Here is a 25,680-nt window from a genome sequence, read left to right as displayed (position 1 = left end):
CTCATTGTGCCGGCGTGCGCGCGAGCACCCAGGCCTGCACGTGCACGGCGCCGGCCTGGCGCACGACGCGGGCCAGCTCGAACAGCGTGGCGCCTGTCGTCATCACGTCGTCCAGCAGTGCCACACGGGCGCCGCGCAGATCGGGCAGGCGCCCGGGCTCGACGGCGAAGCTGTGCTTCACATTGGCGGTACGATCAGGCAAAGGCAGGCTGCTCTGCGCCTGGCCCTGACGCAAGCGCAGGAGCAGGCCGGCATCGCAACGCAAGCCGCGCCGGGCTGCCAAGGTACGCGCCAGCTCGTGGCTCTGGTTGTAGCCGCGCTCGCGCAAGCGGTCCTGGCTCAACGGTACGGCCAGCAGCCAGTCGGGCATTTCGGCTTGGGCCTCATCGAGGGCGTCGTCGAGGCGATCCAGCAAAGGACGGCACAACTCCAGGCACTGATGAAACTTGTAGCGCTGCAGGAGCTGATTCCAGGGGAAAGCGTAATCCAGCGCGGCGATGGTCAGGTCCAGTGGCGGCGGATGGCGCTGGCATTGCGCGCATCGGCTCAAGGCACTGGCGTCTGGCAGGCGAATGGCGCATTGCGGACACCGCCGTGCGATCTGCGCATGAGCCGCCAGGCAGGCGCTGCAGATGCGCGTCGGCGACCAGGCACGGCAGATCGCGCATTGCCCCGGGCAGCGCGCCAGCAGCCGCGCGCACACCGAGGGCTTGCTGGGGGCGAGAGGCTCGGCCGGCATCGGCTCAATATACTTCCGGCCCATGACAGCGCCTGCGGTTTCTCCCCCATCTGAAGTAGCGAGTGGCAAGACCGTAGGCATAGATCCGGTGGCTGTGCGGCAGCAGCGCCGCCGCCTCATGAAGGCAGCCGAGGCGCCCTGGCTGAATCGAGAGGTCTCGCGCCGGATGGCCGAGCGCCTGCAGGTGATCAAGCTGCAACCTGCCACCGTGATCCAATGGGCTGCCTGGCTCGGTGGCAGCCAGGACGACCTGGCCCAGGCCTATCCGCAGGCGCGCCAAGTCTGGGTCGATCTGGACGAGTCCCGTGCGCCGCAGGCCGGCTTCATGGACAAGCTCCTGCGCCGCAATTTGCCTCATCAGGTCCGGCCGGAGCTGGTCGAGCCCGGCGCCGCCGAACTGCTGTGGGCCAATATGTGCCTGCACGGCAGCAGTCAACTCCCTGCACTCTTGATGGCCTGGCATCGCTCGCTGGCAGTTGATGGCTTCCTGATGTTCTCCTGCCTGGGCCCCGACAGCTTTGTCGAGCTGCGTCCGCTCTACGCCCAGCAAGCTTGGGGCGAGCCGGCGCCGCCCTGGATCGACATGCACGACATCGGCGACGAACTGGTGCAGGCCGGTTTTGCCGACCCGGTGATGGATCAGGAGCTCCTGACGCTGACCTGGACCAGCCCCGAGAGCCTGCTGGCGGACCTGCGCTCACTGGGGGGCAATGTTTCACCCAGTCGATTCGCCGGGCTGCGCGGCCGGGCCTGGAAGCAGCGTCTCGTGCAGGCGCTCGAAGGCCTGCGCGGTGCCGATGGCCTCCTGCGGGCCCGGGTCGAACTGATCTACGGCCACGCTTTCAAGCCGGTTCCCAGGGCCCGGCTGGCGGCCGAAACCGCGGTTTCGCTGGACGATATGAGGGCCATGGTGCGCAAACAGGGACCTCGCTGAGGCATGTCAAGGGCCACAAGACCACGTTGTGCTCATGGCGCTGGGCTAAAATGCGCGGCTGACCACATGTGCGCCTGGCTGGAAGGGTCAAGACCTGGCACGTCCAGCACCATTCCAGCAGGGTGCAGCACGAGACAAAGAAGCCTCCCCAGGCTCCACAGACGACGGATGTCGCAGCGGCCAACTTGCATGGCCGCATCGGCGTTCTTGGCTTGAAATTGAAACTGAAGTGACGACCATGAAAATGATGAACGAGCGAGTGCATCAAGTTGGGCGCCGGATCGGTCAGCTGGTGCTGGCCCTGGGCAGCACGCTTGCCGTCCAGGCGGCTCTTGCGGGCCAAGCGGTAAACGACCTGCCGGGCGGCCCGGCCGTCAATCAGCTCAATCTGCACCCGCCGGTCACCAAGATCGCGACCGAGCAGATGTGGCTGCACAACTTCATGCTGATCATCTGCGTGGCCATTTTCCTGGCCGTGTTCGGTGTGATGTTCTATTCCATCTGGAAGCACCGCAAGAGCAAGGGCGCGGTGGCCGCCAACTTCCACGAAAGCGTGGCCGTTGAAATCGCCTGGACCGTCGTCCCCTTCGTGATCGTCATCCTGATGGCCTTGCCGGCCACCAAGGTCGTCGTCGCCATGAAGGACACCACCAACGCCGACCTGACCATCAAGGCCACCGGCTACCAGTGGAAGTGGGGCTACGACTACCTCAAGGGCGAGGGCGAGGGCATCAACTTCCTGGCCACGCTGGACACCGCCCAGCGCGTCGCGTCGGACTCGGGCAAGCCCGAACAGGTCGACAACTACCTTCTGAAGGTCGACAACCCGCTGGTCGTGCCGGTCAACAAGAAGGTGCGCATCATCACGACGGCCAACGACGTGATCCATGCCTGGATGGTGCCGGCCTTCGGCGTCAAGCAGGATGCGATTCCGGGCTTCGTGCGCGACACCTGGTTCAAGGCCGAGCAGATTGGCGACTTCTACGGCCAGTGCGCCGAGTTGTGCGGCAAGGAGCACGCCTACATGCCCATCCACGTGAAGGTGGTGTCGGCTGAAAACTACGCTGCCTGGGTCGATGGCAAGAAGAAGGAAATGGCCGCCAAGGCGGACGATCCGAGCAAGGTCTGGGAATTGGCTGCCCTGGTGGCCCGCGGCGAGAAGGTCTACGCCGCCAACTGCGCGGCCTGCCACAAGCCGGATGGCAAGGGCGCAGGCCCGATCAAGGCACTGGACGGCTCGCCGGTGGTGCTGAGCGACGACAAGCTCAAGCAGGTCGGCGTGCTCCTGAACGGCCAGAACAACGGCGCCATGCCGGCGTGGAAGCAGCTGAGCGACACCGAGATCGCTGCCGTCATCACGTACACCAAGAACAGCTGGTCGAACAAGACCGGCCAGGTCGTGCAGCCCGCTGAAGTCGCGGCCGCCCGCAAGTAAGTACACCGGACGTCTTTAAGGAATCGACATGTCAGCAGTGCTTGACCCCCACGGTCACGACTCTCATGCCCACGGCCACGATCATCACGATGATCATCATGCCCCCACGGGCTGGCGTCGTTGGGTGTTCGCTACCAACCACAAGGACATCGGTACCCTGTACCTGCTGTTCGCCTTCACGATGCTGATGGTCGGCGGTGTGCTGGCCCTGTGCATCCGCGCCGAACTGTTCCAGCCTGGCCTGCAGTTCTTCAATCCGGAGCTGTTCAACCAGTTCACGACCATGCACGGTCTGATCATGGTGTTCGGCGCGATCATGCCGGCCTTCGTGGGCTTCGCGAACTGGATGATCCCGCTGCAGATCGGCGCCTCCGACATGGCCTTTGCGCGGATGAACAACTTCAGCTTCTGGCTGATGATTCCCGCCGCCATCATGCTGGTCGCGTCGTTCTTCATGCCTGGCGGCGCACCCGCTGCCGGCTGGACGCTGTACGCACCGCTGACGCTGCAGATGGGCCCTTCGATGGATGCCGGCATCTTCGCGATGCACATCCTCGGCGCCTCGTCCATCATGGGCTCGATCAACATCATTGTCACCATCCTGAACATGCGCGCGCCTGGCATGACGCTGATGAAGATGCCGATGTTCGCCTGGACCTGGCTGATCACCGCCTACCTGCTGATCGCCGTGATGCCGGTGCTCGCCGGCGCCATCACGATGACGCTGACCGACCGCCACTTCGGCACGAGCTTCTTCAGCCCGGCCGGCGGTGGTGACCCGGTGATGTACCAGCACATCTTCTGGTTCTTCGGCCACCCCGAGGTCTACATCATGATCTTGCCGGCCTTCGGCATCGTCAGCCAGATCGTCCCGACATTTGCCCGCAAGAAGCTGTTCGGCTACGCCTCGATGGTCTACGCGACCGCGTCGATCGCGATCCTGTCCTTCATCGTCTGGGCCCACCACATGTTCGCCACCGGCATGCCGGTGACGGGTCAGCTGTTCTTCATGTACGCGACCATGCTGATCGCTGTGCCCACGGGCGTGAAGATCTTCAACTGGCTGGCCACGATGTGGCGCGGTTCGATGACCTTTGAAGCCCCGATGCTGTGGGCCGTGGGCTTCATCTTCGTGTTCACGATGGGCGGTTTCACGGGCCTGATCCTGGCCATGGCCCCGATCGACATCCAGGTGCAGGACACCTATTACGTGGTGGCCCACTTCCACTACGTGCTGGTGGCTGGCTCGCTGTATGCGCTGTACGCTGGCGTGTACTACTGGGGTCCGAAGTGGGCTGGCGTGATGATCTCGGAGACGCGTGCCAAGATTCACTTCTGGGGCTCGCTGATCTTCTTCAACATCACCTTCTTCCCGATGCACTTCCTGGGTCTGGCCGGCATGCCGCGTCGCTATGCCGACTATCCGATGCAGTTCGCCGACTTCAATGCGATCGCGTCGGTGGGCGCATTCGGCTTCGGTCTGATGCAGGTCTACTTCTTCTTCGCCGTGGCCATCCCGCTGATGCGCGGCAAGGGTGAGAAGGCCCCGCAGCGTCCCTGGGAAGCGGCTGAAGGCCTGGAATGGGAAGTGCCGTCGCCGGCCCCGTTCCACACCTTCGAGAACCCGCCGAAGCTGGATCGCACGGCCACCAAGATCGTCGGCTGATCACCATGGCCCAGACGCAAGAACAACGTCGCGCCAACCGTCGCCTGGCTTTGATCCTGGCGTCGGTGGCCGCAGTGTTCGCGGTTGGTTTCGTGACCAAGATCGCGCTGTACGGTTTCTGAGCGGCTTCAGACATGAGCGATTCCACGCCCCGCCGGAACTGGCTTGAATCCCTGCGCAGAGCCAATCTGCAGCTGGTGGGCAAGCTGTCCGTCGTGGCGGTGCTGATGTTCGGTTTCGCCTACTCGCTGGTGCCGCTCTACAACGCCATCTGTTCGGCGCTGGGCATCAACGTGCTGTCGCTCTCCGAGCGCCAGCACGCGGTCAAGGCCCGGGACATCAAGAACACCCAGATCGACTACAGCCGCAAGATCAGCATCGAGTTCGATGCCAATGTGCGTGGCCCCTGGGAGTTCAAGCCGGCGGTCAGCCACCTGGAAGTGCATCCGGGCGAGCTGACAACCGTGATGTACGAGTTCAAGAATGTCCAGAACCGCGTGATGTCGGCGCAGGCCATTCCCAGCTACGCGCCGAAGCAGGCCACGGCCCACTTCAACAAGCTGGAATGTTTCTGCTTCAACGAGTACACCTTGGCGGCCGGTGAAGGCAAGCAGTGGCCGGTGGTGTTCGTCATCGACCCCAAGCTGCCCAAGGACGTCAAGACCATCACCTTGTCCTATACCTTCTTCGAGGTGGCGGGCAAGAAGCAGGCAGCGGCTCCGGTGCTCAACGGCGCGAAGGGGTCGAGGTCGTGACGCAGGATTTGAAGGAAGCCACGCAACGGCGCGGCTCGTTTTTCCAGACGGTCAAGGCAATTGCCTGGGCCTTCTTCGGCGTGCGTCGTGGCGCCGATTACGACAAGGATGTGGCTCAGCTGAACCCGGTGCATGTGATCATCGCCGGCGTGATCGGGGCCATTCTGTTTGTGCTGATGCTGGTGCTGGTCGTCCAGTGGGTGATCGGCAGCAGCATCGCAAGCAGCTGAAATTGCAGTTTTGATTGAACTACTGAAGCTTTAGTTCGAGGAGAAGAAAGATGTCGGCAGCGACCACCCACGGGAAAGCCCCGTACTACTTTGTGCCCGGACCCTCGCGTCATCCGGTCATGGCCGCCATCGGCCTGTTCTTCGTGATCCTGGGCGCAGGCCAGTGGATCAACGGCCACGACTGGGGCATGTATTCGCTGATCTTCGGTCTGCTGTGGTGGGCCTTTGTGCTCAAGCAGTGGTTTGGTGATGCGATCCGCGAAAGCGAAGGCGGCATGTACAGCGAGCGGATCGACCTCTCCTTCCGCTGGAGCATGGGCTGGTTCATCTTCTCGGAAGTGATGTTCTTCGGCGCCTTCTTCGGTGCGCTGTACTGGGCCCGCAACCACTCGGTGCCGTCGCTGGGCAGCCTGGACAACGCCATCCTGTGGCCCAACTTCAAGGCCCTGTGGCCGAGCGTTGCAGGCGCTGGCACGGCCGCTCCTGCCGGCATGGTTGAAGCCTTCCAGACCATGGGCCCCTGGCCGATCCCGACGATCAACACCGCACTGCTGCTGACCTCGGGTGTGACCCTGACGATTGCCCACCACGCCATCCTGGCCGGCAACCGCAGCAAGACTATCGCCTGGATGTGGGCCACCGTGATCCTGGGTATCGTCTTCCTGTGCCTGCAGGGCTACGAATATCACCACGCCTATGCGGAGCTGAACCTGAAGCTGACGTCCGGCGTGTTCGGCTCGACCTTCTTCCTGCTGACCGGCTTCCACGGCTTCCACGTGTTCGTCGGCATGCTGATGCTGCTGTTCATCACGCTGCGCCTGCAAAAGGGCCACTTCACCAAGGACAAGCACTTCGGTTTCGAAGGCGCCGCCTGGTACTGGCACTTTGTGGACGTGGTCTGGCTGGGCCTGTACATCGTCGTCTACTGGATGTAATGGGCCGCAAGGCCTGCAATGAAGAAGCGCCGCATCGAGCGGCGCTTTTTTTATTCAGGCACTGGCCGCTTACTTGGCCAGCGGCACGCCGGTTGGCTGGATCCAACCCATCAGATACGCAAGCCAGATGAACAGGAACAGTGCCACCGAAACCGCCACCCGCAGTGCCAGCGCGCGAGCCATGCGGGCATCGCGGCCTTGGGTGGCACCTCTGCGGAGCATGAAGAAGCCGGCCGAGGCCAGCGCCAGGAGCACGGCGATGAGGCCGATCACGATCAGGTATTTCATGGCTGCGGATTATTCCATCGGGGGCCCGCCAACATGACGGCAATGAAGGACAGGCGCCGCGCCGTGGTGTTGGTGGCCGCCATTCTTGGTGTGGCGCTCACCGGTCGCCTGGGCTGGTGGCAGCTCGACCGCGCCGCCGAGAAGCGCGCCATCCAGTCAGGCCTGGAGGCCGGCGAGAAGGCCGCAGCGCTGCCTGCCTCTGCCTTGCTTGAGGCACCGATGCCGGTGCATCGCCGCGTCCGTTTGCGTGGTGAGTGGCTGGCTGATCGCACCGTGCTGCTGGACAACCGCCCGATGAACGGCCGCGCCGGCTTCTATGCGGTGACGCCTCTGCGCCTCGATGGTCGGCATGAGATCGTGCTCGTGCAGCGCGGTTGGGTCGGCTTTGATGCGCAGCAGCGCAATCGTGCGCCAATGCTTGCTACGCCGGCCGGCGTCGTCGAGCTCGAAGGGCGGGTGGCGGTCGCGCCGACAAGGCTTTATCAGCTGGGCGAGGCCGGTACCGGCACGATCCGGCAAAATCTCGACCCGTCTGCCTATGCTCGTGAAACCGGGCTGCCCATCCTGCCCTTGGCGGTCTTGCAGACCGTTGGCAGCAATGCCGACGACAACTTGCCGCGCGACTGGCCAACGCCCGACCTGGGCATGTCCAAGCACTACGGTTACGCCTTTCAATGGTTTGCGCTCGCTGCGCTGATCCTGGGTCTTTATGTCTGGTTCCAACTCCTCCGCCCCCGGCGGCAGCACCATGTCTGAGAAATCCTCCGCCGAGCCACTGAGCATGACCGTGCACAGCGCACCACTGCCGGGCGAGCGCGCCGAGATGACGCGCCGTGGCCGCTGGCAGGCGCTTGGCGTCGTGCTGATCTGCGCGATGCCGGTGCTGGCCTCGTACTACAGCTTCTACGTGATGGGCCTGAGCGGCAAGGCCTATGGTGACCTGATCGTGCCGACGGTCGACATCCCTGAATCCCTGAGCCTTCGCGACCTCGCTGGCCAGCCGGTGAGTGTGGCCAGCCTCAAGGGCCAGTGGCTGCTGACCGTGGTGCAGCCCGCAGCCTGCGACAAGGCCTGCGAGAACCAGCTCTTCATGCAGCGCCAGTTGCGCGAGATGCTCGGCAAGGAGCGCGACAAGCTCGACAAGCTCTGGCTGATCCCTGACGACGAACCGCTGCGCCCCGAGCTGCAGGAGGCCGTCAGCAAGGGCATCCCGGTGCAGACGCTGCGGGTGCCGCGCACCGAGCTGGAAGCCTGGCTGAAGCCAGCGGCTGGAGCGAAGCTGCAGGACCACATTTACGTCATCGACCCCGTGGGGCGGTGGATGCTGCGCGAGCCGGTCGATCCGGACCCGAGCAAGATCAAGAAGGACCTGGATCGGCTGATGAAGGCCAACGCGGGTTGGGACAAGCCAGGGCGTTGAGCCGGCGCTGAAGCACAAGCATGTCCGGTTTCGATCTCTCTCCTCTCTTGAAGCTGCTCCTCGTCGGCGCCCTGCTGGGCGGCCTGCCGCTGCTGTGGCTGTGGCGGCGCCAGCGCGGCGTGGCCTTCGGCTCGCGCGGCTGGTTGCATGGCCTGGCCTTGCTGACGCTGTTCCTGACCTTCGACCTGGTCGTGTTCGGCGCCTTCACGCGGCTGAGCGACTCCGGCCTGGGCTGCCCGGACTGGCCGGGCTGCTACGGCCACGCGAGCCCGCTGGGCGCCCAAGAGCACATCAACATCGCCCAAACGGCGCAACCCACCGGGCCGGTCACGCATGGCAAGGCCTGGGTCGAGATGGTGCATCGCTACCTGGCAAGCGGCGTCGGCTTCCTTATCGTCCTTCTGACCATCTTCAGCTGGCGTGGCCGCAAGAAGTTTGAGCTGCCGCCCTCGGCACCGTGGTGGGCAACGCTCACGTTGGCCTGGGTGCTGGTGCAGGGTGGTTTTGGCGCTTTGACGGTGACGATGAAGCTGTTCCCGGCCATCGTCACCTTGCATCTGCTGTTCGGCCTGGGCCTGCTGGTGCTGCTTGCCGCGCAGGCGCAGCTATATGCGCCAAAGCAGGTCGCCTTGAGCGCCGGCCTGCGCCGCGGGCTGATCGCCGCCTGGTTCCTGACGGTGGCGCAGGTGGCGTTGGGCGGCTGGGTGAGCACCAATTACGCGGTGCTGGCCTGCAATGATTTCCCCAGCTGCCGGGCCGGCGACTGGTGGCCGGCGACCGACTTCTCGGCGGGCTTCACGCTTTGGCGCCATCTGGGCGTCGGGGCTGACGGCGGCTGGCTGCCCTTCGAGGCGCTGACCGCCATCCACCTCAGCCACCGCATCGGTGCGCTGGTCCTGACGCTCGCTTTGCTGGCCTTGATCTGGCGCCTCGCCGTCGCCGGGCAGGCGCGTTGGTCGCGTCGCCTCGGCCTGGTGCTGGCCTTGCAGATCGCCACCGGCCTGTCCAATGTCGTGCTGGACTGGCCGATTGCCGCCGCCCTGATGCACACCGGCGGTGCCGCGCTGCTGCTCTCCTTGCTGAGCGTGCTTTTGATGCGCACAAAACAATAGACTCACGCCCTATGTCGTCCACCTCGACCTCCGCTGCCGCTCCGGTCACCAGCTCGCGCTGGCAGCAGTACTACCAGCTGACCAAGCCGCGCGTCGTTCAACTGATCGTCTTCTGCGCCGTCATTGGCATGGCGCTGGCCGTGCCCGGCCTGCCCGAAGGCCGCGAATGGCTGACGGCCCTGGCCGCCACCGCCGGCATCTGGCTGGTGGCCGGCGCTGCCGCTGCCTTCAACTGCCTGATCGAGCAGCAGATCGACGCCAAGATGAAGCGCACCGCCTGGCGCGCCACTGCCAAGGGTGAGCTGAGCCGCGCGCAGACGCTGACCTTCTCGGCCCTGCTCTGCGCCATCGGCTCGGCCATGCTCTGGTTCTGGGTCAATCCGCTGACCATGTGGCTGACCTTTGCCACCTTCGTCGGCTATGCGGTGATCTACACCGTGATCCTGAAGCCCATGACGCCGCAGAACATCGTGATCGGCGGTGCCTCGGGGGCCATGCCACCGGTGCTGGGCTGGGCCGCGATGCGCGGTGATGTCGGTTCCGAGGCCATGCTGATGTGCCTGATCATCTTCCTGTGGACACCGCCGCATTTCTGGGCGCTGGCTCTGTACCGCACCGAGGACTACCGCAAGGCCGGCCTGCCGATGCTGCCGGTCACACATGGCGGCGAGTTCACGCGGCTGCAGATCGTGCTCTACACCTGGATCCTGCTGGCCGCGACGCTGTTGCCCTTCCTGACCGGCATGAGCGGCTGGATTTACCTGGTCGCGGCCATCGTGCTGGGCCTGCGTTTCTGCCACTATGCCTGGCGCCTGTGGAAGCAGTATTCCGACCAGCTGGCGCGCCAGACCTTTCTGTTCTCGATCTGGCATCTGTCGCTGCTGTTCGCGGCCTTGCTGGTCGACCACTATGTTCAACCCTGGATAAGCTGAGCCACACCCCATGCATGCCAAGCGTCAATTGATCCTGGCCCTGGCGGCCGCAGCTGCCCTGGGTCTGGCCGCGTGTGAACGCGGGCCTGCCAAGAACGCCTTTCAGGGCGTGGACCTGACCGGCGCCGACTATGCGCAAGACCTGAAGCTGCCCGACGTGGACGGCCGCGAGCGCTCGCTCGGCGACTTCAAGGGCAAGGTGCTGGTGATCTTCTTCGGCTACACCCAGTGCCCGGACGTCTGCCCCACGACCATGGCCGAGCTGGCCCAGGTCAAGAAGGCGTTGGGCACCGATGGCGAGCGGGTGCAGGGCATCTTCGTGACCGTCGACCCGGAGCGAGACACGCCCGAGCTGCTGCGCGCCTATCTGGCCAGCTTCGACCCGAGCTTCGTGGCGCTGCGCGGCAGCCCGGATCAAATCAAGGAAGCGGCGAAGAACTTCAAGGTCTACTTCGCCAAGGTGCCCGGCAAGCAGGAGGGCACCTACACGATGGACCACACGGCCGCCAGCTTCATCTTCGACACCGCAGGGCGCGTGCGCGTGTTCTCCCGCTACGGCTCGGGCGCGCAGGCGCTCACTGATGACTTGAAGATCCTGTTGGCAGAAAAGTGACCCACCCCTGTACCGGCTGCGCCGGTCCCCTCAAGGGGGCACGCCCCTAGTCCCGGCAAAGCCGGATCCTGGGGCGCCGCTTGGTAAAAGTGGGCTCAGGCTGGTTCAGCCAGCGCCTTGCGCATCTTCTTCATGGCGGCCGCCTCGATCTGGCGGATCCGCTCGGCGCTGACGCCGTATTCGGCGGCGAGCTCATGCAGCGTCATGCCGCCGCTCGAGTCGTCGTTCACCTTCAGCCAGCGCTCTTCGACGATGCGACGGCTGCGCTCGTCGAGTACGGCCAGTGCACGGGTGATGCCGTCGCCGGCCAGGGCGTCGCGGGCCCTGGCTTCGATCACACGGGTCGGTTCCTGGCTGTCGTCAGCCAGGTAGGCGATGGGCGCGAACGCCTCGCCGTCGTCGTCGGTCTGCGGCTCCAGGGCGACGTCGCCGCCGGACAGGCGCGTTTCCATCTCCAGCACTTCCTCGCGCTTGACCTTGAGCGTGCTCGCGACCTGCTCGATCTCGGCTTCGCTCAGCGTGTTGCGGTGGGTCTGCTCCGAAACTTCCTTCATGCTGTGCTTCATCGAGCGCAGGTTGAAGAAGAGCTTGCGCTGGGCCTTGGTCGTGGCGACCTTGACCATGCGCCAGTTGCGCAGGATGTATTCGTGGATCTCGGCCTTGATCCAGTGCATCGCGTAGCTCACCAGGCGCACGCCTTGGTCAGGATCGAAGCGCTTGACTGCCTTCATCAGGCCGACATTGCCTTCCTGGATCAGGTCGCCATGCGGCAGGCCGTAGCCCATGTACTGGCGGGAGATGGAAACCACCAGGCGCAGATGCGACAGCACCAGCTTCCCGGCCGATTCCAGGTCGCCCCGTTCGCGCAGATTGCGGGCAAAGCGGGATTCTTCTTCCGGCGTCAGCAGCGGGATGCGGTTGACGGCGGTGATATAGGCATCGAGATTGCCCAGCGAGGGCAGCAATGCCCAGGGGTCGCGGACGGTGATGGCTTGATTTGCGGTCATCTGAAGGGCCTCCTCATGAGAGTCATGGCACTGGGATTCGCAAATATTAGCACTCTTCCGAGGTGAGTGCTAAAGCCGGCGCTGGCATGACATGCCGCCGGCTCCAAGCCCGCCGAAAACTAGTCGACCAGGCCGAAATCCGGGCTGCCGACCATGCTTTCGATGTCCATCAGGATCAGCATGCGCTCGCCAATCTTGCCCAGACCGGTAATGAAGCGGGTGTCGATGGCGGCGCCAACCTGGGGCGGCTCCTTGATCTCGTCGGGCTGCAGCTCCAGCACGTCGGAGACCGAGTCGACCACGATGCCGACCACGCGGCCGATCACGTTGAGAACGATTACGACTGTAAACGGCGTGTACTCGGCCTTTTGCCCCAATCGGATGCGCAGGTCGACGATGGGCACGATGACGCCCCGCAGATTGACCACGCCCTTGACGAACTCGGGCGCATTGGCCACCCGGGTGGGCGGCTCGTAGGAGCGGATTTCCTGCACCTTCAGGATGTCGATGCCGTATTCCTCGGCATCGATGCGGAAGGTCAGGAATTGCCGGGCGGCGCCGCTGGCGCCGGAGAAGCCGGATTCAGCGGCCGAGACGGTGGCTACGGCGCGCGAGGCTTGAGTGGTCAGTTCGGTAGACGAGCTCATGTCCTGTCGTGATGGTGGTGGCCGGGAGAGGCTCTATTGTGAAGCAAGCGCCGGGCCGCTCAGCAGCTTGTCGAGCAGGGCGAGCAGCGCGTGCACGTCGACCGGCTTGGTCATGTAGTCGGCCGCGCCGGCCGCCTTGCAGGCCTCGATCTGCTCGGGCAGGGCGTTGGCGGAGAGCACCACGACCGGCATCGTGGCGCCGGCCGCGCGCAGGCGTTGCAAGAGCTCCAGGCCATGGATGTCAGGCAGTTGCAGGTCCAGCAGCAGAAGGTCGGGCTTCACGCTCAGCACTGTCTCCAGACCGCTCTGGCCGTCGACGCAGAGCTCCCAGCTGATCTGCGGTCGCTGGGCCAGGATGCCGCGCATCACCTCGGCATTGGCCGGGTTGTCCTCGATGTAGATCAGCCGGCGCTGCTGGTGATAGTGGCTGGCGGCGGCATGGTCCAGGGCGCTGGTCGGTGCGGCGACTGCGGCGCTGGCCACCGGCAGGCTGAGCGTGAAGCGGCTGCCCAGGCCGGCGCGGCTTGTGGCCTCCAGCTCGCCGCCCATGGCCTCGGCCAGACGCTTGCAGATCACCAGGCCGATGCCGGTACCCGACACCGAGCTGTGCTCGCGGCCCAGGCGGTTGAAAGGCTGGAACAGGCTGGCCGCTTGCTCGGGCGTGAGGCCGATGCCGCTGTCGGTCACGCTCAGGCTCACCCGGCCGCCGGCCTGCAGCTCGCTGCGGATCTCGATCCGGCCGCCCTCGACGTTGTACTTGACCGCGTTTGACAGCAGATTGATCAGGATCTGCTTGATGCGGGTGGCGTCGCCATGCACATGGCGGGCGTCTTCGGCCAGTTGCCGGTCCAGCGTCAGGTGGCGCTGTGCGGCGTTGCCTTCCACCATGGCGACTGCCTCATCCAGCAGCCGATTGAGGTCCTGCGCTGCCGGGTCCAGGCGCAGCGCGCCCGATTCGATGCGCGACAGGTCCAGCGTGTCGTCGATCATCTCCAGCAGATGCCAGCCCGCCTGCTGGATCTGCGTTGACCAACCGTGCTGGCGCGGACTCAGCGGCTGCTCGCGGTCCATCTCCAGCAACTGGGTGAAGCCGAGCATGGCATTGAGCGGCGTGCGCAGCTCATGGCTCATGCGCGAGAGAAAGTCGTTCTTGGCCCGGTTGGCTGCCTCAGCCGCCTCGCGGGCGCGCTCGAGTTCTTCCATCTTCAGCTGGTCGGTGATGTCCTCGACCACGCCCACCAGGCGCCGCCCGGCCCCGGCGCTGGCTTCGAGCACCGAGACGGTGACCCGCACATGCACCTCGTGCCCATCCTTGTGCAGATAGCGCTTGTCTCGCCGGTACATGCCCAACTTGCCTTGCAAGACCAGGCGGCCCAGGCGCAGGTCTTCAGCGCGATCATCGGCATGGGTGAACGACACCGTGTGCAACTGCTGCAACTCCTCGAGCGTGTACCCCACCAGGCGGCAGAAATGCGGGTTGGCCTGCAGCGCGATGCCCTGCTTGTCTGCGATTACGAGGCCGATGGGCGTGGTGTCGAAGATGTTGCGGAAGCGCTGTTCGCTCTCCAGCAGCGCGGCGGCGGCCTGCTGGCGCTGAAGCACTTCGCGCTTGAGCTCGGAGGTGCGTGCACGCACCAGGTCTTCGATGCGGCGGGCCCGGCCCGTGACGGTCAGCAGCAAGAGGCCCAGGAGCGCCGTGCAGACCAGGCCCACCAGGGCAAAGGGCAGGCCGCTGCCGCCGCCCACGATGGGCAGGCCATGCGGCGCGAAAGCGATGATCTGCCATTGTCGGCCGCCAAAGCTCATCAAGCGCTGCGTCTGGTGCATGGCCGGCGTGAGCTGCTCGCAGGCGGCTGGCCCGGCCAGCAGCCGGCGCGGCGCCTGCGGATCGGTGTCCAGCAGGCACAGGCGCAGATAGTCGGGCAGCGGCGGCAGGGCCTGCAGCACCTGGTCGGGCCGCAGGGTCACGAAGACGACGCCGCGCAGGTTGGCACTGCGCTCGGCCGGGCTGTTGACGGGGCCTTCATAGAGGGCCTGGTAGAGCACGACGCCGGTGCTTTTTTCCTTGTCCTGCGAGAGCTGGAAGCCTGCCGTGGCGCTGGCCAGGCCACTGGCCTCGGCACGGGCCAATGCCAGCCGCGGCCCCGGTATCGAGCGGATGTTGACGCCCAGGGCGCCGCGGTTGCGCGCCAGCGGCTCGATCAGTCGGATCGCCAGCATGTCCTCGTTGGCGGGAGGCAGGAGGTCGCCAGGACGGTCACGGTCAATGGCCTTGAAACCCTCCAGGCCGTCGGCCAGTGCTTCACGCTCAAAGGCGGCGAGCGCAGTGCGCGGCACTCGTTGAGCCAGGCCCATCGCAAGCAAGGGGCCGTTGCCGAGGAATCCTTGCGTGCCGCGCTCGAAGTCCTGGCGACTTTGACGTGGCGCCACGGTCATCAGGCCGCGCGCGGCTTCCAGGGCCAGCAGCGGTTCGCGCAGCCGGGCCTCCAGCGAATTGGAGGCATTCACGGCCTCGCGCTCGAACAGGCTGCGCCCTCGCTGCGCGTCCCAGTCCAGCACGCGCACGGTGGCGGCAGCCAGCAGCAGGGTGCTCAAGAGCATTGGCAGGCCCACGCTCAGGCGGCGCGGCCGCCAGGCCTTGCGCGGCTGGCCCAGCACGGTCAGGGCCATCGGCGCGGCGATCAGGAGGCCCAGGGTGTCGCCCACCCACCAGGACGCCCAGGTGTGCAGCCATTGGTGCTTTTCGATCGCACCGATCAGCAGCAGGGCGCCACTGCCGACCGTCGGGCTGATCAGGCAGGACAGCAGGCCCAGCCCGTAGAAGCGGGCGAGATCCTGCGGTTCGGACAACACAAGCGGCTGCGACACCCAGCGGCGTATCGTCCAGCCGCCAGCGCCAGCCTGCAGCATGGCGCCCAGGCCGATCAGCGTCGGCGCCAGCAGCGAGGGCAGGCCGCGGTCAAGGCTGAGCAGCACATTGGCTGCAAACGCGCCCAAGGCCACTCCGGGCAGCATGCGCCTGCCCCAGCCGAGGACCGCTGCCAGCGCGAGGCCTGCCGAAGGGTAGAGCGGCGCTGCGTAGTCGGGCGGGATTGCCAGCTGCATCGCCGCCAACGCGACGATGGCATAGGCCACGGCCACGCCCAGCATGCGGGCGAAGTCGCGGATCAGCATCTTGCGCAGAGGCATCGAAAGTTCAGCGAGGCTGTGAGTCTGTGCTACGCCCAAGCCTACACAAGAAAAGCCGGCGCGAAGCCGGCTTTCCAGGGGTGAACGAGGCTTTGTTCGCTCAGACGTTGAACAGGAAGTTCAGGACGTCGCCGTCCTTGACCACATATTCCTTGCCTTCGGCCCGCATCTTGCCGGCGTCTTTGGCGCCGGCTTCGCCCTTGAACTGGATGAAGTCCTCGAAGGCGATGGTCTGCGCGCGGATGAAGCCACGCTCGAAGTCGGTGTGGATCACGCCGGCCGCCTGCGGTGCGGTGTCACCGACGTGGATGGTCCAGGCGCGCACTTCCTTCACGCCGGCGGTGAAGTAGGTTTGCAGGCCCAGCAGCTTGAAGGCGGCGCGGATCAGGCGGTTCAGGCCCGGCTCGTCCTGGCCCATCTCGGCCAGGAACATGGCGCGGTCTTCGTCTTCCATTTCCGACAGCTCAGCTTCGGTCTTGGCACAGATGGCGACCACCGGGCCGTTCTGGGCGGCGGCGTATTCCTTCAGGCGGTCCAGGAAGGGGTTGTTCTCGAAGCCGGTTTCCGACACGTTGCCGACAAACATCGCCGGCTTGGCCGTGATCAGGCACAGCGGCTTCAGGATGGTCAGCTCTTCCTTGCTGAAGTCGAGGGTGCGTACCGGCTTTGCCTGGTCCAGGGCCGCCTGGCATTTCTCCAGAACCTTCACGAGGGCGATGGCGTCCTTGTCGCCGGCGCGGGCCACCTTGTTGTAGCGGTGCAGGCTCTTCTCGACGGTGCCGAGGTCGGCCAGACACAGCTCGGTCTGGATCACCTCGATGTCGGAGATCGGGTCGACCTTGCCGTTGACGTGGATGACGTTCGGGTCTTCGAAGCAGCGCACGACGTTGACGATGGCGTCGGTCTCGCGGATGTGCGAGAGGAACTGGTTGCCCAGGCCCTCGCCCTTGGAGGCGCCCGCCACCAGGCCGGCGATGTCCACGAATTCGACGATGGCCGGCAGGATGCGCTCAGGCTTGACGACCTCGGCCAGCGCCTGCAGGCGCGGGTCGGGCAGCTCGACCACGCCGACATTGGGCTCGATCGTGCAGAACGGGTAGTTCTCGGCGGCGATGCCGGCCTTTGTCAGGGCGTTGAAGAGAGTGGACTTGCCGACGTTGGGCAGGCCCACGATGCCGCATTTGAGGCTCATGGCAGGGCTTTCTGGATGGCTCGGTCGTGACCGGGCGGTGGTCGAGACGGCCGATTTTGGGTCGTTCAGGGGACGCAGCAGCTGCGTGCAGCCCGCGATTTTAGCTGCCCGGGCCGGGTTTCCCCGCCTGCCTACAATGGCGACCATGCAAAGCAAGCAAGCTCACGAGGTTTTGGTTCGGGGAGAGGGCGCGGTGGGCCGCAGCCTGGCCCTGGCCCTGGCCGCCCAGGGCTTGCGCGTCGCGCTGCTGGGCGCTGATGAAGCACCGGCGCGCGCGGACGATGTGCGCACCTATGCCCTGAACGCCGAGGCGGTCGCGCTCCTGAAGCAAATCAAGGTCTGGGACTCGCTGCCCACGGACGCCCGCACGCCGGTCTTCGACATGTGCATCCGCGGCGACCAGGCAGGCTCGCAACTGGACTTCTCGGCCTGGCAGCAAGGTCGCTCCGAGCTGGCCTTCATCGTTGACGCGGCCGCCCTGGACCAGCAACTGGCAGACGCCGTGCGCTTCTCTCCACATGTCCAGCGCGTCAGGCAGCCGGTGCCAGCCGAGCTGGAGGCCATCTGCGAAGGCCGCCAATCCGCCGCCCGAGCGGCACGCGGCGTGCAATTCGATCTCAAGCCCTATGCCCAGCATGGCGTGGCAGCGCGGCTGGTGTCGAACCGCCCGCATCAGGGGATTGCCCATCAATGGTTCCGTTCGCCCGAAGTGCTGGCGCTCCTGCCCTTTGACCGGCCTGAGCCGGAGCACAGCTTCGGCCTTGTGTGGTCGGTCGCTCCCGAGCGTGCCGCCGAGCTGCTCGCCATGGACGAAGCCGGCTTTGAAGCCGCGTTGAACGAAGCCAGTGGTGAAGCGGCCGGCAGCTTGCGCCTGGCCAGCCCGCGCGCCGCCTGGCCGCTCAACCTGGCGCAGGCCTCCGAGGTCAGCGGCGAAGGCTGGGTGCTGCTGGGCGATGCGGCCCATCTGGTCCATCCGCTGGCCGGTCAGGGCCTCAACCTGGGCCTGGCCGATGTGGCCTGTCTGGCCCGCGTGCTGGCCCAGCGCGAGAGCTGGCGCATGCTCGGCGATGCGCGCCTCCTGCGCCGCTATGCGCGCGAACGCCTCCTGCCCACGCTGGCCATGGGCTACATGACCAATGGCCTGCAACGTCTTTTCGCCAGCGAGGCGCCGGCCCTGCGCCAGCTGCGCAACGAAGGCCTGTCCCTGCTCAACCGCCTGTCGCCGCTGAAGAAGCTCTTGGCCGGCCAGGCGCTCGGCCGCTGACGGCCGCGCACCCAATCACTCCCATATCCAGGATCTGCATCCATCATGTTGAAGAAGAGTCTGTGGCTGGCCGCGCTGGCCTTGCTGTCCTTGGGCGCCCTTGCCAACGAAGCCGTGATCCGCAAGAGCCTGAGCGAGAAGGTGCCCAATTTTCCCAAGCCCGATGAGGTGCGGCCATCGCCGATGCAGGGGCTGTGGGAGGTGCGGCATGGCAATGAAATCCGTTACACCGATGGTGCCGGCCTGTTCCTGATCGAAGGCGAGATGATCGACCTGAAGTCCCGCCGCAACGTGACCGAGGACCGCATCGCCAAACTCAACCAGATCGACTTCTCGATCCTGCCCCTGAAGGACGCCATCGTCTGGAAGAACGGCAATGGCAAGCGGCGCATCGCCGTGTTCGCCGACCCGAACTGCGGTTACTGCAAGCGCCTGGAGCGCTCCCTGCAGGACGTGAAGGACGTGACCGTGTACACCTTCGTCGTGGCCATCCTGGGCGGTGATTCGCCGGACAAATCGCGCGCCATCTGGTGCGCCAAGGATTCCACCACCGTGTGGCGCAACTGGATGCTCGATGGCACGGCGCCGCCCCGCGTTGCGGCCGGCTCCTGCGACGACTCGGCCATCGAGCGCAACCAGGCCTTTGCCCGCAAGTACCATGTGAGCGCGACACCGGCCATCCTGTTCGAGGACGGCATCCGTGTGCCTGGCGCGATCAACGCCGAGCAGCTTGAGCGTCGCCTGCAGGCCGCAGCCAAATAGTCATTCCAGGCCCTAGCGATGAGTGCTCCGTTGCCAATGAATCCGATCGCTACCCGCTTGGGTAATCTGGGGCTCGTGCCCTTCGTGCTGGGCATGCTGCTGGTCTGGCTGCTGCTGGGCTACAACGACGACGCCCACACCTATGCCACGCTGGGGCTGTCGATCTATGCCGGCACCGTGGTCTCCTTCCTCGGAGGCATCCATTGGGGCCTGGGCTTCCGCCAGAGCATTCCCTCGCCGCAACCCTTTGTCTGGGGTGTCGTGCCCTCTTTGGTTGCCGCCATCGCCACGCTGATGCCGGCCTATGCCGGCCTCGTGGTGCACGGCGTGATGCTGATCGTCTGCTATCTGGTGGACCGTCGCACCTACCCGGCGCTCGGCGCGGGCAGCTGGCTGACGCTGCGTTTCCGGCTCAGCATGGTGGCGGCCCTGTGCTGCTTCATCGCGGCGGCCGGGGTCTGAGCATGGTCGACTTCCTGATCTCGATCGAGGATGTCGGCAGCCACCATTTCCAGGTCGAACTCCGGCTCGCTGCGCCGGCCGCGCAGCAGCTGTTCAGCCTGCCGGTCTGGATACCTGGCAGTTATCTGGTGCGCGAGTTCTCGCGCCACCTGAGCGGCCTGCGGGCCGAGCAGGGTGGCCGCACGATCGAGCTGACGCAACTCTCCAAGAACCGCTGGCAGGCTGGCAATCTGGCTGGCGAGCCACTCAAGCTCAGCTACCGCGTCTATGCCTTCGACACGTCGGTGCGAGCGGCCTATCTGAGCGCGGAACGCGGCTTCTTCAACCCGAGCAGCCTGTGCCTGCGTGCCGAGGGCCGCGAGGCCGAAGTCCAGCGGCTGAGCGTGCAAGGTCTGCCCGAGGGCTGGCAGGTCGGCACGGCGCTGCCCTTCGATGGCCGCCACTACCTGGCGGCGGACTACGACGAGCTGGTCGACCATCCCTTCGAGCTGGGCGCCTTCTGGCGCGGTCAGTTCGAGGTCGAGGGCGTGCCGCACGAGTTCATCGTCGCGGGTGCCTTGCCCGTGTTCGATGGCGACCGACTGCTCGAGCAGGCGCGGCGAATCTGCGCGGCTCAGATCGCCTTCTGGCACGGCAAGCATCCGAAGCGCAACGAACTGCCGTTTGATCGCTATGTGTTCCTGCTCAACGCGGTGGAAGAGGGCTACGGCGGCCTTGAGCACCGTTCCAGCACGGCCCTGATTGCGCCGCGCCGCGACTTGCCGCGCCTGGGCAGCGCAGAGATGAATGACGGCCTGGTCCGCCTCTTGGGCCTGATCAGCCACGAGTATTTCCACAGCTGGAACGTCAAGCGGCTGCGCCCGGCGGAGTTTGCGCGCTACGACTACGACGCCGAGAACTACACCGAGCTGCTCTGGTTCTTCGAGGGCTTCACGTCCTACTACGACGAGCTGTTCCTGGTGCGCAGCGGCCTGATCGACGAGGCGCGTTACCTGAAACTCCTGTCGACGGCCATCAGCGGTGTGTTGGCCACGCCGGGCCGTCAGGTGCAGAGCCTGGCCGAGGCCAGCTTCGAGGCCTGGACCAAGTACTACCGGCCCGACGAGAACACGCCCAATTCAACGATCAGCTACTACAACAAGGGCGCCTTGCTGGGCCTGGCCCTGGATTTGTCGCTGCGCGGCGCCGGTCATGCGAGCCTGGACGAAGTGATGCGCAAGCTGTGGGCGCACAGCGATGGCGGGCCGATCAGCGAGGCCGAGATCCTGACCGCCGTGGCCGAGCTGGGCGGCAGCGAGCTGGCTGGGCAATTGCGTCAGTGGGTGCACGGCCATGCCGATTTCCCGCTCGCCAGCCTGCTCGACCCCCTGGGTGTGCATTGGGGCTTCGAGTCCGCGCCGCTGGCGCTGCGCCTGGGCTTGAAGCTGGGGGATGGCTTGCAGGTCAAACAGGTGCTGGCGGGCAGCCCGGCCGCTGCCGCCGGCCTGTGCGCAGGCGATGAGCTCATCGCCTGCAACGGCTGGCGCCTGCGCAAGCTCGACGATGTCCCGCTGTTCCTCGATCAACGCGAACCGCTCAGGCTGCACCTGCTGGTTGGTCGCGAGCAACGGGTGCTGGACCTCGCGCTGCGCATGCCGGAGTCGGCCGTCTCGGTACCTGTGGCAGTGAACCTCAGCATTGCCGACAAGGCCGCCGCACGAGCCCAGACCCTGCGCCACGCATGGCTGGGCGGCTGAAGGCCTCAGCCAGGCGCAGCTTGGCATTTGCCGCTCTCCTGGTGTTGGTGCTGTGCGGGCATTGGCGCCTGGTGGATGAGCTGCAGGCGCAGCACCAGCGCTGGGCCGAGATGGCGGCCATGCCGCCGCGAATGCAGGCGGCGTTTGTTCGCGAGCTGCTCTCGACTGCGCCACCCGCAACGAGGGCCAGGCCTGCACATGCGCCGACTGCAGCGACTGCTGCGACTGCTACAGCCCATGCCGGTCCTGCCGCTCCTGCCGCCAGTGCAGCCCAGCCGGCAGTCGCTGTGGCGCCGCCTGATGAAGGCGTGGCCGAGCCCTTGCCGCCAAAGTCCGGTCCACTTGAGCCGCCAGAGCCCACGGCAAGCGCGCCGCAAGTTGCCAGCGCTGCGGCCAGCGCGCCTGCCACCGCTGCATCCAGCGCCGCACCTGCTGCTTCAGACGAACCCGGTCCCGAATGGCCCTTGTCAACGCGGCTGACCTACACGCTGCTGGGCTACTACAACGGCGAGGTGCATGGCGATGCGCAGGTCGAATGGATACGCCAGGGCCGGCGCTACCAGGTGAACCTCGACGTTGGCATCGGCCCGCGCCTGACACCCTTCCTCACGCGGCGCATGAGCAGCGAAGGCGAGCTGGGCGGCCGTGGCATCTCGCCGCGTCGCTTTGATGAAGAAACCAAGATCATCTTTCGTGAGCGCCGTCTGGTCACCATGCTGTTCCAGCGCGGTCAGGTGCAGCTCGCCAATGGCCGCAGCGAGCCCTCGCCGGCCGAGGTGCAGGATGCTTCCAGCCAGTTCGTGCAACTGACCTGGCTGTTCCTGACCGGTCGCGAGTTGGCCCGGCCGGGTCTCCAGGTCCTGGTACCGCTGGCGCTGCCTCGGCGCCTGTATGCCGACTGGCGCTACCAGGTCGTGGGCGAGGAAACGATCGAGACGCCGATGGGTCCGCTCGCAACCTGGCATCTGCGGCCCACGCTGCCCGTTGCAGCCGGCGATTTCAGCGTCGAGATGTGGCTCGCGCCCTCGCTGCAATGGCTGCCGGTGCGGCTGAAGATTCGCCAGGACGAGCAGATCTGGATCGACATGCTGCTCAAGAGCCCGCCCTTGCAGGCCGCGCCGGAACCTATAGTTCAGACCATCAAGAAGGAGTCCAAGCCATGAATTACGAATGCATCCTCACCGAAGTGCGCGGCGACGGTCCGCGCAAGACCGGCCTGATCACCCTGAACCGCCCCAAGCAGCTGAATGCACTGAACGATCAGCTGATGGACGAGCTGGGCCAGGCGCTGCTGGCCTTTGATGCTGACGACGGCATCGGCTGCATCGTGCTGACCGGCTCCGAGCGCGCGTTCGCTGCCGGCGCCGACATCCCGACCATGCTGCCGCACAACTTCATGAGTGCCTTCAAGAGCGGGCTGATCTCGAAGAACTGGGAAACCATTCTGCAGGTGCGCAAGCCCGTGATCGCCGCGGTGGCCGGCTTTGCGCTGGGTGGCGGCTGCGAGTTGGCCATGATGTGCGACTTCATCATCGCGGCCGATACGGCCAAGTTCGGCCAGCCCGAGATCAAGCTGGGCATCATCCCGGGTGCCGGCGGCACGCAGCGCCTGCCGCGCGCCGTGGGCAAGAGCAAGGCCATGGACATGCTGCTGACCGCCCGCATGATGGACGCTGCGGAAGCCGAGCGCGCCGGCCAGGTGTCGCGTGTGGTGCCGGCCGACAAGCTGATCGACGAAGCCCTGGCGGCGGCCGAGACCATCAATGGCTTCAGCGGCCCCTCAGCCATGCTGATCAAGGAGCTGGTGAACCTGGCGTTCCAGGGGCCGCTGACTGATGGCGTGGCCATCGAGCGGCGCTACTTCCATGCGCTCTTCGGCAGCGACGACCAGCGTGAAGGCATGTCGGCCTTCCTGGAGAAAAGGGCGCCCGGCTTCAAGCATTCTTGATCACTGGGGCGAAGTCCCGGCTCTCAACGCCGGGATTGTTTACGTTTGTGGAATTACATCTTCCATTTTGACTAGTGTTTTCCCGTAGTCGAATTTTTTACAGTTCAGGCCATGGACGAAGCGAAGTCGCCGAGTTCAACAACCCAGGACCCGAGGGTCCATGTAAAGGATTCGATCATGAGCAAGCTGTCGCAAATCACCGTCGCCGCCCTGTCTGCCCTGCTGTTCGCTGGCGCCGCATCGGCACAAACCACCCGTGCCGAAGTCGTGGCTGAACTGGCCCGCGCCCAGGCCAGCGGTGAACTCGCTGCCCAGCGCGCCAGCTCGGATGGCACCGCCTACCTGCTGCCGGTCTCGACCCAGTCGAGCAAGACGCAAGCCGAAGTCGTGGCCGAGCTGCAAGCGGCCCGCAAGAGCGGCGAACTGTCTGCAGTGCAAGCCCGCCAAGCCGGCGCGCCGCAGCCACTGAACAGCGGCAAGGCCGTTGGCGGCAAGACCCGCGCCCAGGTCGTTGCCGAGCTGCAGCGCGCCCGTGACAGCGGCGAACTGGAAGTGCTGCAAGCCGAAACCGGCGGCTACCTGCCGACCGTCCGCGGCCTGAGCAATGCGCCGGTCTACGCCGGCAAGTAATCAGCCCAGCGCTCCAACAAGAAAAGGGCGACCCGCGAGGGTCGCCCTTTCTCATTGGTGCTCAGTGCGATCAGGCTTCGCGGCGCAGTGCCGGTGGGCTCACGATTCCCGGCGCAAGGCCGGGAAGAGGATGACGTCCCGGATCGACGGGCTGTCGGTGATCAGCATCATCAGGCGGTCGATGCCGATGCCGCAGCCGCCGGTCGGGGGCATGCCGTATTCCAGCGCGCGGATGAAGTCGGCGTCGAAGAACATCGCTTCTTCGTCGCCAGCGTCCTTGTTGGCCACCTGCGAGTGGAAGCGCGCGGCCTGGTCTTCGGCGTCGTTCAGCTCGGAGAAGCCATTGGCGTACTCGCGGCCCGTGATGAAGAGCTCGAAGCGCTCGGTGATCTTGGGGTTGGTGTCCGAGGCGCGGGCCAGCGGCGAGACTTCGACCGGATAGTCGATGATGAAGGTCGGCTGCCACAGCTTCTCTTCCACCACGGCTTCGAACAGGCCGAATTGCAGCTCCGGCAGGCTCCAGTGCGCATGCACCTGCTCGCCGGCGGCCTTGATGCGGGCCTTCAGTTCCTCGGCGTCGTCCGCCTGGGCGGCGGTGAGACCGGCCACCTGGATCAGCGAATCGCGCACCGAGAGGCGGGCGAAGGGCTTGTCGAGGTGCACTTCCTTGCCGGCATAGGTCACGCGGGCATTGCCGGTGGCGGCACGGGCGGCGTGGCGCAGCACCTCCTCGGTGAAGTCCATCAGATCATGGTGCGTCCAGTAGGCCGCATAGAACTCCATCATCGTGAACTCGGGGTTGTGACGGACCGAGATGCCTTCGTTGCGGAAGTTGCGGTTGATCTCGAACACGCGCTCGAAACCACCGACCACCAGGCGCTTCAGGTAGAGCTCCGGCGCAATGCGCAGGTACATCTCCTGGTCCAGCGCGTTGTGGTGCGTGATGAAGGGCTTGGCATTCGCGCCGCCCGGAATCGGGTGCAGCATCGGCGTTTCGACTTCCAGGAAGCCATGCTCGACCATGTAGCTGCGGATCGAGGAAACGGCCTTGGAGCGCGCCACGAAACGGGTGCGTGCGGCTTCGTCGGTGATCAGGTCGACGTAGCGCTGGCGGTACTTCTGCTCCTGGTCCGTCATGCCGTGGAACTTGTCCGGCAGCGGGCGCAGGCTCTTGGTCAGGAGGCGCAGCGTTGTCACGGCGACCGAGAGTTCGCCGGTCTTGGTGCGCATCAGCGTGCCCTCGGCGCCCAGGATGTCGCCCAGGTCCCAGTGCTTGAAGTCGTCGTAGACCTCGGCGCCTACATTGTCGATGGTGACGCGCAGCTGGATGCGGCCGGTGGCGTCCTGCAGGGTGCAGAAGCTGGCCTTGCCCATGACGCGCTTGAGCATCATGCGGCCGGCCACGCTGACCTTGATGCCTTGCGCTTCCAGCTCTTCATTGGCCACATCGCCATAGCGCTGCACCAGGGGCAGGGCCCGGTGCTGGGGCTTGAAGTCGTTGGGGAACGGAACGGCGGTCTTGGCGCGGATGGCGGCAAGTTTCTCGCGACGCTCATGGATCAACTGGTTTTCTTCCTGGGGGGCAGGGGCGGAGGCGGGGGTCTGCGGTGCGTTGGGCTGGCTCATGGCAACTCGTTGAATTTCCTGAGATTTTAGTTCCGACATCACATCGCTTCGCGATATGAGTCTTCTCTGAAGCGAAAGACGCTTTTGTTCCGACATCACATCGCTTCGGGATATGAGTCTTCTCTGAAGCGAAAGACGCTTTGGTGCCGGCCCGTAGA

Annotated in this window: 26 protein-coding genes; 19 read left to right on the top strand and 7 right to left on the bottom strand. The window is 65.5% G+C overall.

What is annotated here, in order from left to right:
- Position 1: 1 nt before the first annotated feature.
- Complete coding sequence (locus ABT392_RS13905; RefSeq protein WP_395385497.1) at positions 2 to 739, bottom strand: ComF family protein; 738 nt, start codon at positions 737 to 739, stop codon at positions 2 to 4.
- A gap of 118 nt (positions 740 to 857) precedes the next feature.
- On the opposite strand from ABT392_RS13905, the gene ABT392_RS13900 reads away from it, so the two are divergent.
- The 7 genes from ABT392_RS13900 to ABT392_RS13870 all read left to right on the top strand — a co-directional run bounded on the left by ABT392_RS13900 (position 858) and on the right by ABT392_RS13870 (position 6,694).
- Entirely contained in the window at positions 858 to 1,673 is an 816-nt protein-coding gene (locus tag ABT392_RS13900; RefSeq protein ID WP_334276432.1) for a biotin synthase, read from the top strand.
- Positions 1,674 to 1,911: 238 nt separating this feature from the next.
- Positions 1,912 to 3,108: a cytochrome c oxidase subunit II gene (gene coxB / locus ABT392_RS13895; RefSeq protein WP_395385498.1), complete on the top strand. Its 1,197-nt coding sequence runs from the start codon at positions 1,912 to 1,914 to the stop codon at positions 3,106 to 3,108.
- Between the two features lie 28 nt (positions 3,109 to 3,136).
- A complete protein-coding gene (ctaD, locus tag ABT392_RS13890; protein ID WP_334276430.1) occupies positions 3,137 to 4,774 on the top strand; it encodes a cytochrome c oxidase subunit I in 1,638 nt (545 codons plus the stop codon).
- A gap of 5 nt (positions 4,775 to 4,779) precedes the next feature.
- A complete protein-coding gene (locus ABT392_RS13885; RefSeq protein WP_334276429.1) occupies positions 4,780 to 4,896 on the top strand; it encodes a cytochrome oxidase small assembly protein in 117 nt (38 codons plus the stop codon).
- Between the two features lie 12 nt (positions 4,897 to 4,908).
- Complete coding sequence (locus ABT392_RS13880) at positions 4,909 to 5,529, top strand: cytochrome c oxidase assembly protein (RefSeq protein WP_395385499.1); 621 nt, start codon at positions 4,909 to 4,911, stop codon at positions 5,527 to 5,529.
- Positions 5,526 to 5,759, top strand: a complete 234-nt coding sequence (locus ABT392_RS13875) for a DUF2970 domain-containing protein (RefSeq protein WP_334276427.1) — start codon at positions 5,526 to 5,528, stop codon at positions 5,757 to 5,759. The genes ABT392_RS13880 and ABT392_RS13875 overlap by 4 nt, the downstream gene beginning before the upstream one ends.
- Before the next feature lie 50 nt (positions 5,760 to 5,809).
- A complete protein-coding gene (locus tag ABT392_RS13870; RefSeq protein ID WP_334276426.1) occupies positions 5,810 to 6,694 on the top strand; it encodes a cytochrome c oxidase subunit 3 in 885 nt (294 codons plus the stop codon).
- A 69-nt stretch (positions 6,695 to 6,763) separates the two neighbouring features.
- Here ABT392_RS13870 and ABT392_RS13865 read toward each other — a convergent pair whose 3' ends face one another.
- Positions 6,764 to 6,982: a DUF2909 domain-containing protein gene (locus ABT392_RS13865; RefSeq protein WP_395385500.1), complete on the bottom strand. Its 219-nt coding sequence runs from the start codon at positions 6,980 to 6,982 to the stop codon at positions 6,764 to 6,766.
- 33 nt (positions 6,983 to 7,015) lie between these two features.
- Between ABT392_RS13865 and ABT392_RS13860 the strand changes: the two genes are divergently transcribed.
- The 5 genes from ABT392_RS13860 to ABT392_RS13840 are packed head-to-tail and all read left to right on the top strand — an operon-like array spanning position 7,016 to position 11,059.
- Entirely contained in the window at positions 7,016 to 7,738 is a 723-nt protein-coding gene (locus ABT392_RS13860) for an SURF1 family protein (protein WP_395385501.1), read from the top strand.
- Complete coding sequence (locus ABT392_RS13855) at positions 7,731 to 8,402, top strand: SCO family protein (protein WP_395385502.1); 672 nt, start codon at positions 7,731 to 7,733, stop codon at positions 8,400 to 8,402. The genes ABT392_RS13860 and ABT392_RS13855 overlap by 8 nt, the downstream gene beginning before the upstream one ends.
- Positions 8,403 to 8,422: 20 nt before the next feature.
- Positions 8,423 to 9,514, top strand: coding sequence for a COX15/CtaA family protein (locus ABT392_RS13850; RefSeq protein ID WP_395385503.1), 1,092 nt, complete (start codon positions 8,423 to 8,425; stop codon positions 9,512 to 9,514).
- A gap of 11 nt (positions 9,515 to 9,525) precedes the next feature.
- Positions 9,526 to 10,446, top strand: a complete 921-nt coding sequence (cyoE, locus tag ABT392_RS13845) for a heme o synthase (RefSeq protein WP_395385504.1) — start codon at positions 9,526 to 9,528, stop codon at positions 10,444 to 10,446.
- A 10-nt stretch (positions 10,447 to 10,456) separates the two neighbouring features.
- Positions 10,457 to 11,059 carry an SCO family protein gene (locus ABT392_RS13840; protein WP_464970798.1) on the top strand — a complete coding sequence of 201 codons (603 nt, stop codon included), beginning with the start codon at positions 10,457 to 10,459 and terminating at the stop codon, positions 11,057 to 11,059.
- A 95-nt stretch (positions 11,060 to 11,154) separates the two neighbouring features.
- On the opposite strand, the gene rpoH is transcribed toward ABT392_RS13840, so the two are convergent.
- The 4 genes from rpoH to ychF form a co-directional block, all read right to left on the bottom strand.
- Positions 11,155 to 12,066: an RNA polymerase sigma factor RpoH gene (gene rpoH / locus ABT392_RS13835; RefSeq protein ID WP_395385505.1), complete on the bottom strand. Its 912-nt coding sequence runs from the start codon at positions 12,064 to 12,066 to the stop codon at positions 11,155 to 11,157.
- A 119-nt stretch (positions 12,067 to 12,185) separates the two neighbouring features.
- Positions 12,186 to 12,713: a chemotaxis protein CheW gene (locus tag ABT392_RS13830; protein WP_395385506.1), complete on the bottom strand. Its 528-nt coding sequence runs from the start codon at positions 12,711 to 12,713 to the stop codon at positions 12,186 to 12,188.
- Between the two features lie 33 nt (positions 12,714 to 12,746).
- Complete coding sequence (locus ABT392_RS13825; RefSeq protein ID WP_395385507.1) at positions 12,747 to 15,902, bottom strand: CHASE domain-containing protein; 3,156 nt, start codon at positions 15,900 to 15,902, stop codon at positions 12,747 to 12,749.
- A 100-nt stretch (positions 15,903 to 16,002) separates the two neighbouring features.
- Positions 16,003 to 17,094: a redox-regulated ATPase YchF gene (ychF, locus tag ABT392_RS13820; RefSeq protein ID WP_395385508.1), complete on the bottom strand. Its 1,092-nt coding sequence runs from the start codon at positions 17,092 to 17,094 to the stop codon at positions 16,003 to 16,005.
- Positions 17,095 to 17,230: 136 nt separating this feature from the next.
- On the opposite strand from ychF, the gene ABT392_RS13815 reads away from it, so the two are divergent.
- From ABT392_RS13815 to ABT392_RS13785, 7 genes are all read left to right on the top strand, one after another.
- On the top strand, positions 17,231 to 18,358 hold the full coding sequence (locus ABT392_RS13815) for an FAD-dependent monooxygenase (protein ID WP_395385509.1): 1,128 nt from the start codon (positions 17,231 to 17,233) through the stop codon (positions 18,356 to 18,358).
- Between the two features lie 45 nt (positions 18,359 to 18,403).
- Positions 18,404 to 19,120 (top strand): DsbC family protein, encoded by a 717-nt coding sequence (locus tag ABT392_RS13810; protein ID WP_334276414.1) that lies wholly within the window; start codon positions 18,404 to 18,406, stop codon positions 19,118 to 19,120.
- A 36-nt stretch (positions 19,121 to 19,156) separates the two neighbouring features.
- Positions 19,157 to 19,582 (top strand): DUF3429 domain-containing protein, encoded by a 426-nt coding sequence (locus tag ABT392_RS13805; RefSeq protein WP_334276413.1) that lies wholly within the window; start codon positions 19,157 to 19,159, stop codon positions 19,580 to 19,582.
- A 2-nt stretch (positions 19,583 to 19,584) separates the two neighbouring features.
- Positions 19,585 to 21,318 carry a M61 family metallopeptidase gene (locus ABT392_RS13800; RefSeq protein WP_395386818.1) on the top strand — a complete coding sequence of 578 codons (1,734 nt, stop codon included), beginning with the start codon at positions 19,585 to 19,587 and terminating at the stop codon, positions 21,316 to 21,318.
- A 20-nt stretch (positions 21,319 to 21,338) separates the two neighbouring features.
- Entirely contained in the window at positions 21,339 to 22,481 is a 1,143-nt protein-coding gene (locus ABT392_RS13795) for a DUF3108 domain-containing protein (protein WP_395385510.1), read from the top strand.
- Positions 22,478 to 23,266, top strand: a complete 789-nt coding sequence (locus tag ABT392_RS13790) for an enoyl-CoA hydratase (RefSeq protein WP_395385511.1) — start codon at positions 22,478 to 22,480, stop codon at positions 23,264 to 23,266. The genes ABT392_RS13795 and ABT392_RS13790 overlap by 4 nt, the downstream gene beginning before the upstream one ends.
- A gap of 177 nt (positions 23,267 to 23,443) precedes the next feature.
- The gene (locus ABT392_RS13785; RefSeq protein WP_334276409.1) at positions 23,444 to 23,896 is read left to right on the top strand and encodes a hypothetical protein; all 453 of its coding nucleotides are present in this window, start codon (positions 23,444 to 23,446) and stop codon (positions 23,894 to 23,896) included.
- 99 nt (positions 23,897 to 23,995) lie between these two features.
- On the opposite strand, the gene lysS is transcribed toward ABT392_RS13785, so the two are convergent.
- Positions 23,996 to 25,522 (bottom strand): lysine--tRNA ligase, encoded by a 1,527-nt coding sequence (gene lysS / locus ABT392_RS13780; RefSeq protein WP_395385512.1) that lies wholly within the window; start codon positions 25,520 to 25,522, stop codon positions 23,996 to 23,998.
- Positions 25,523 to 25,680 lie beyond the last annotated feature (158 nt).

The organism is Paucibacter sp. JuS9 (assembly GCF_044043925.2).
Lineage (GTDB): Bacteria > Pseudomonadota > Gammaproteobacteria > Burkholderiales > Burkholderiaceae_C > JAUASW01.
This window is presented reverse-complemented; position numbering and strand designations above follow the sequence as displayed.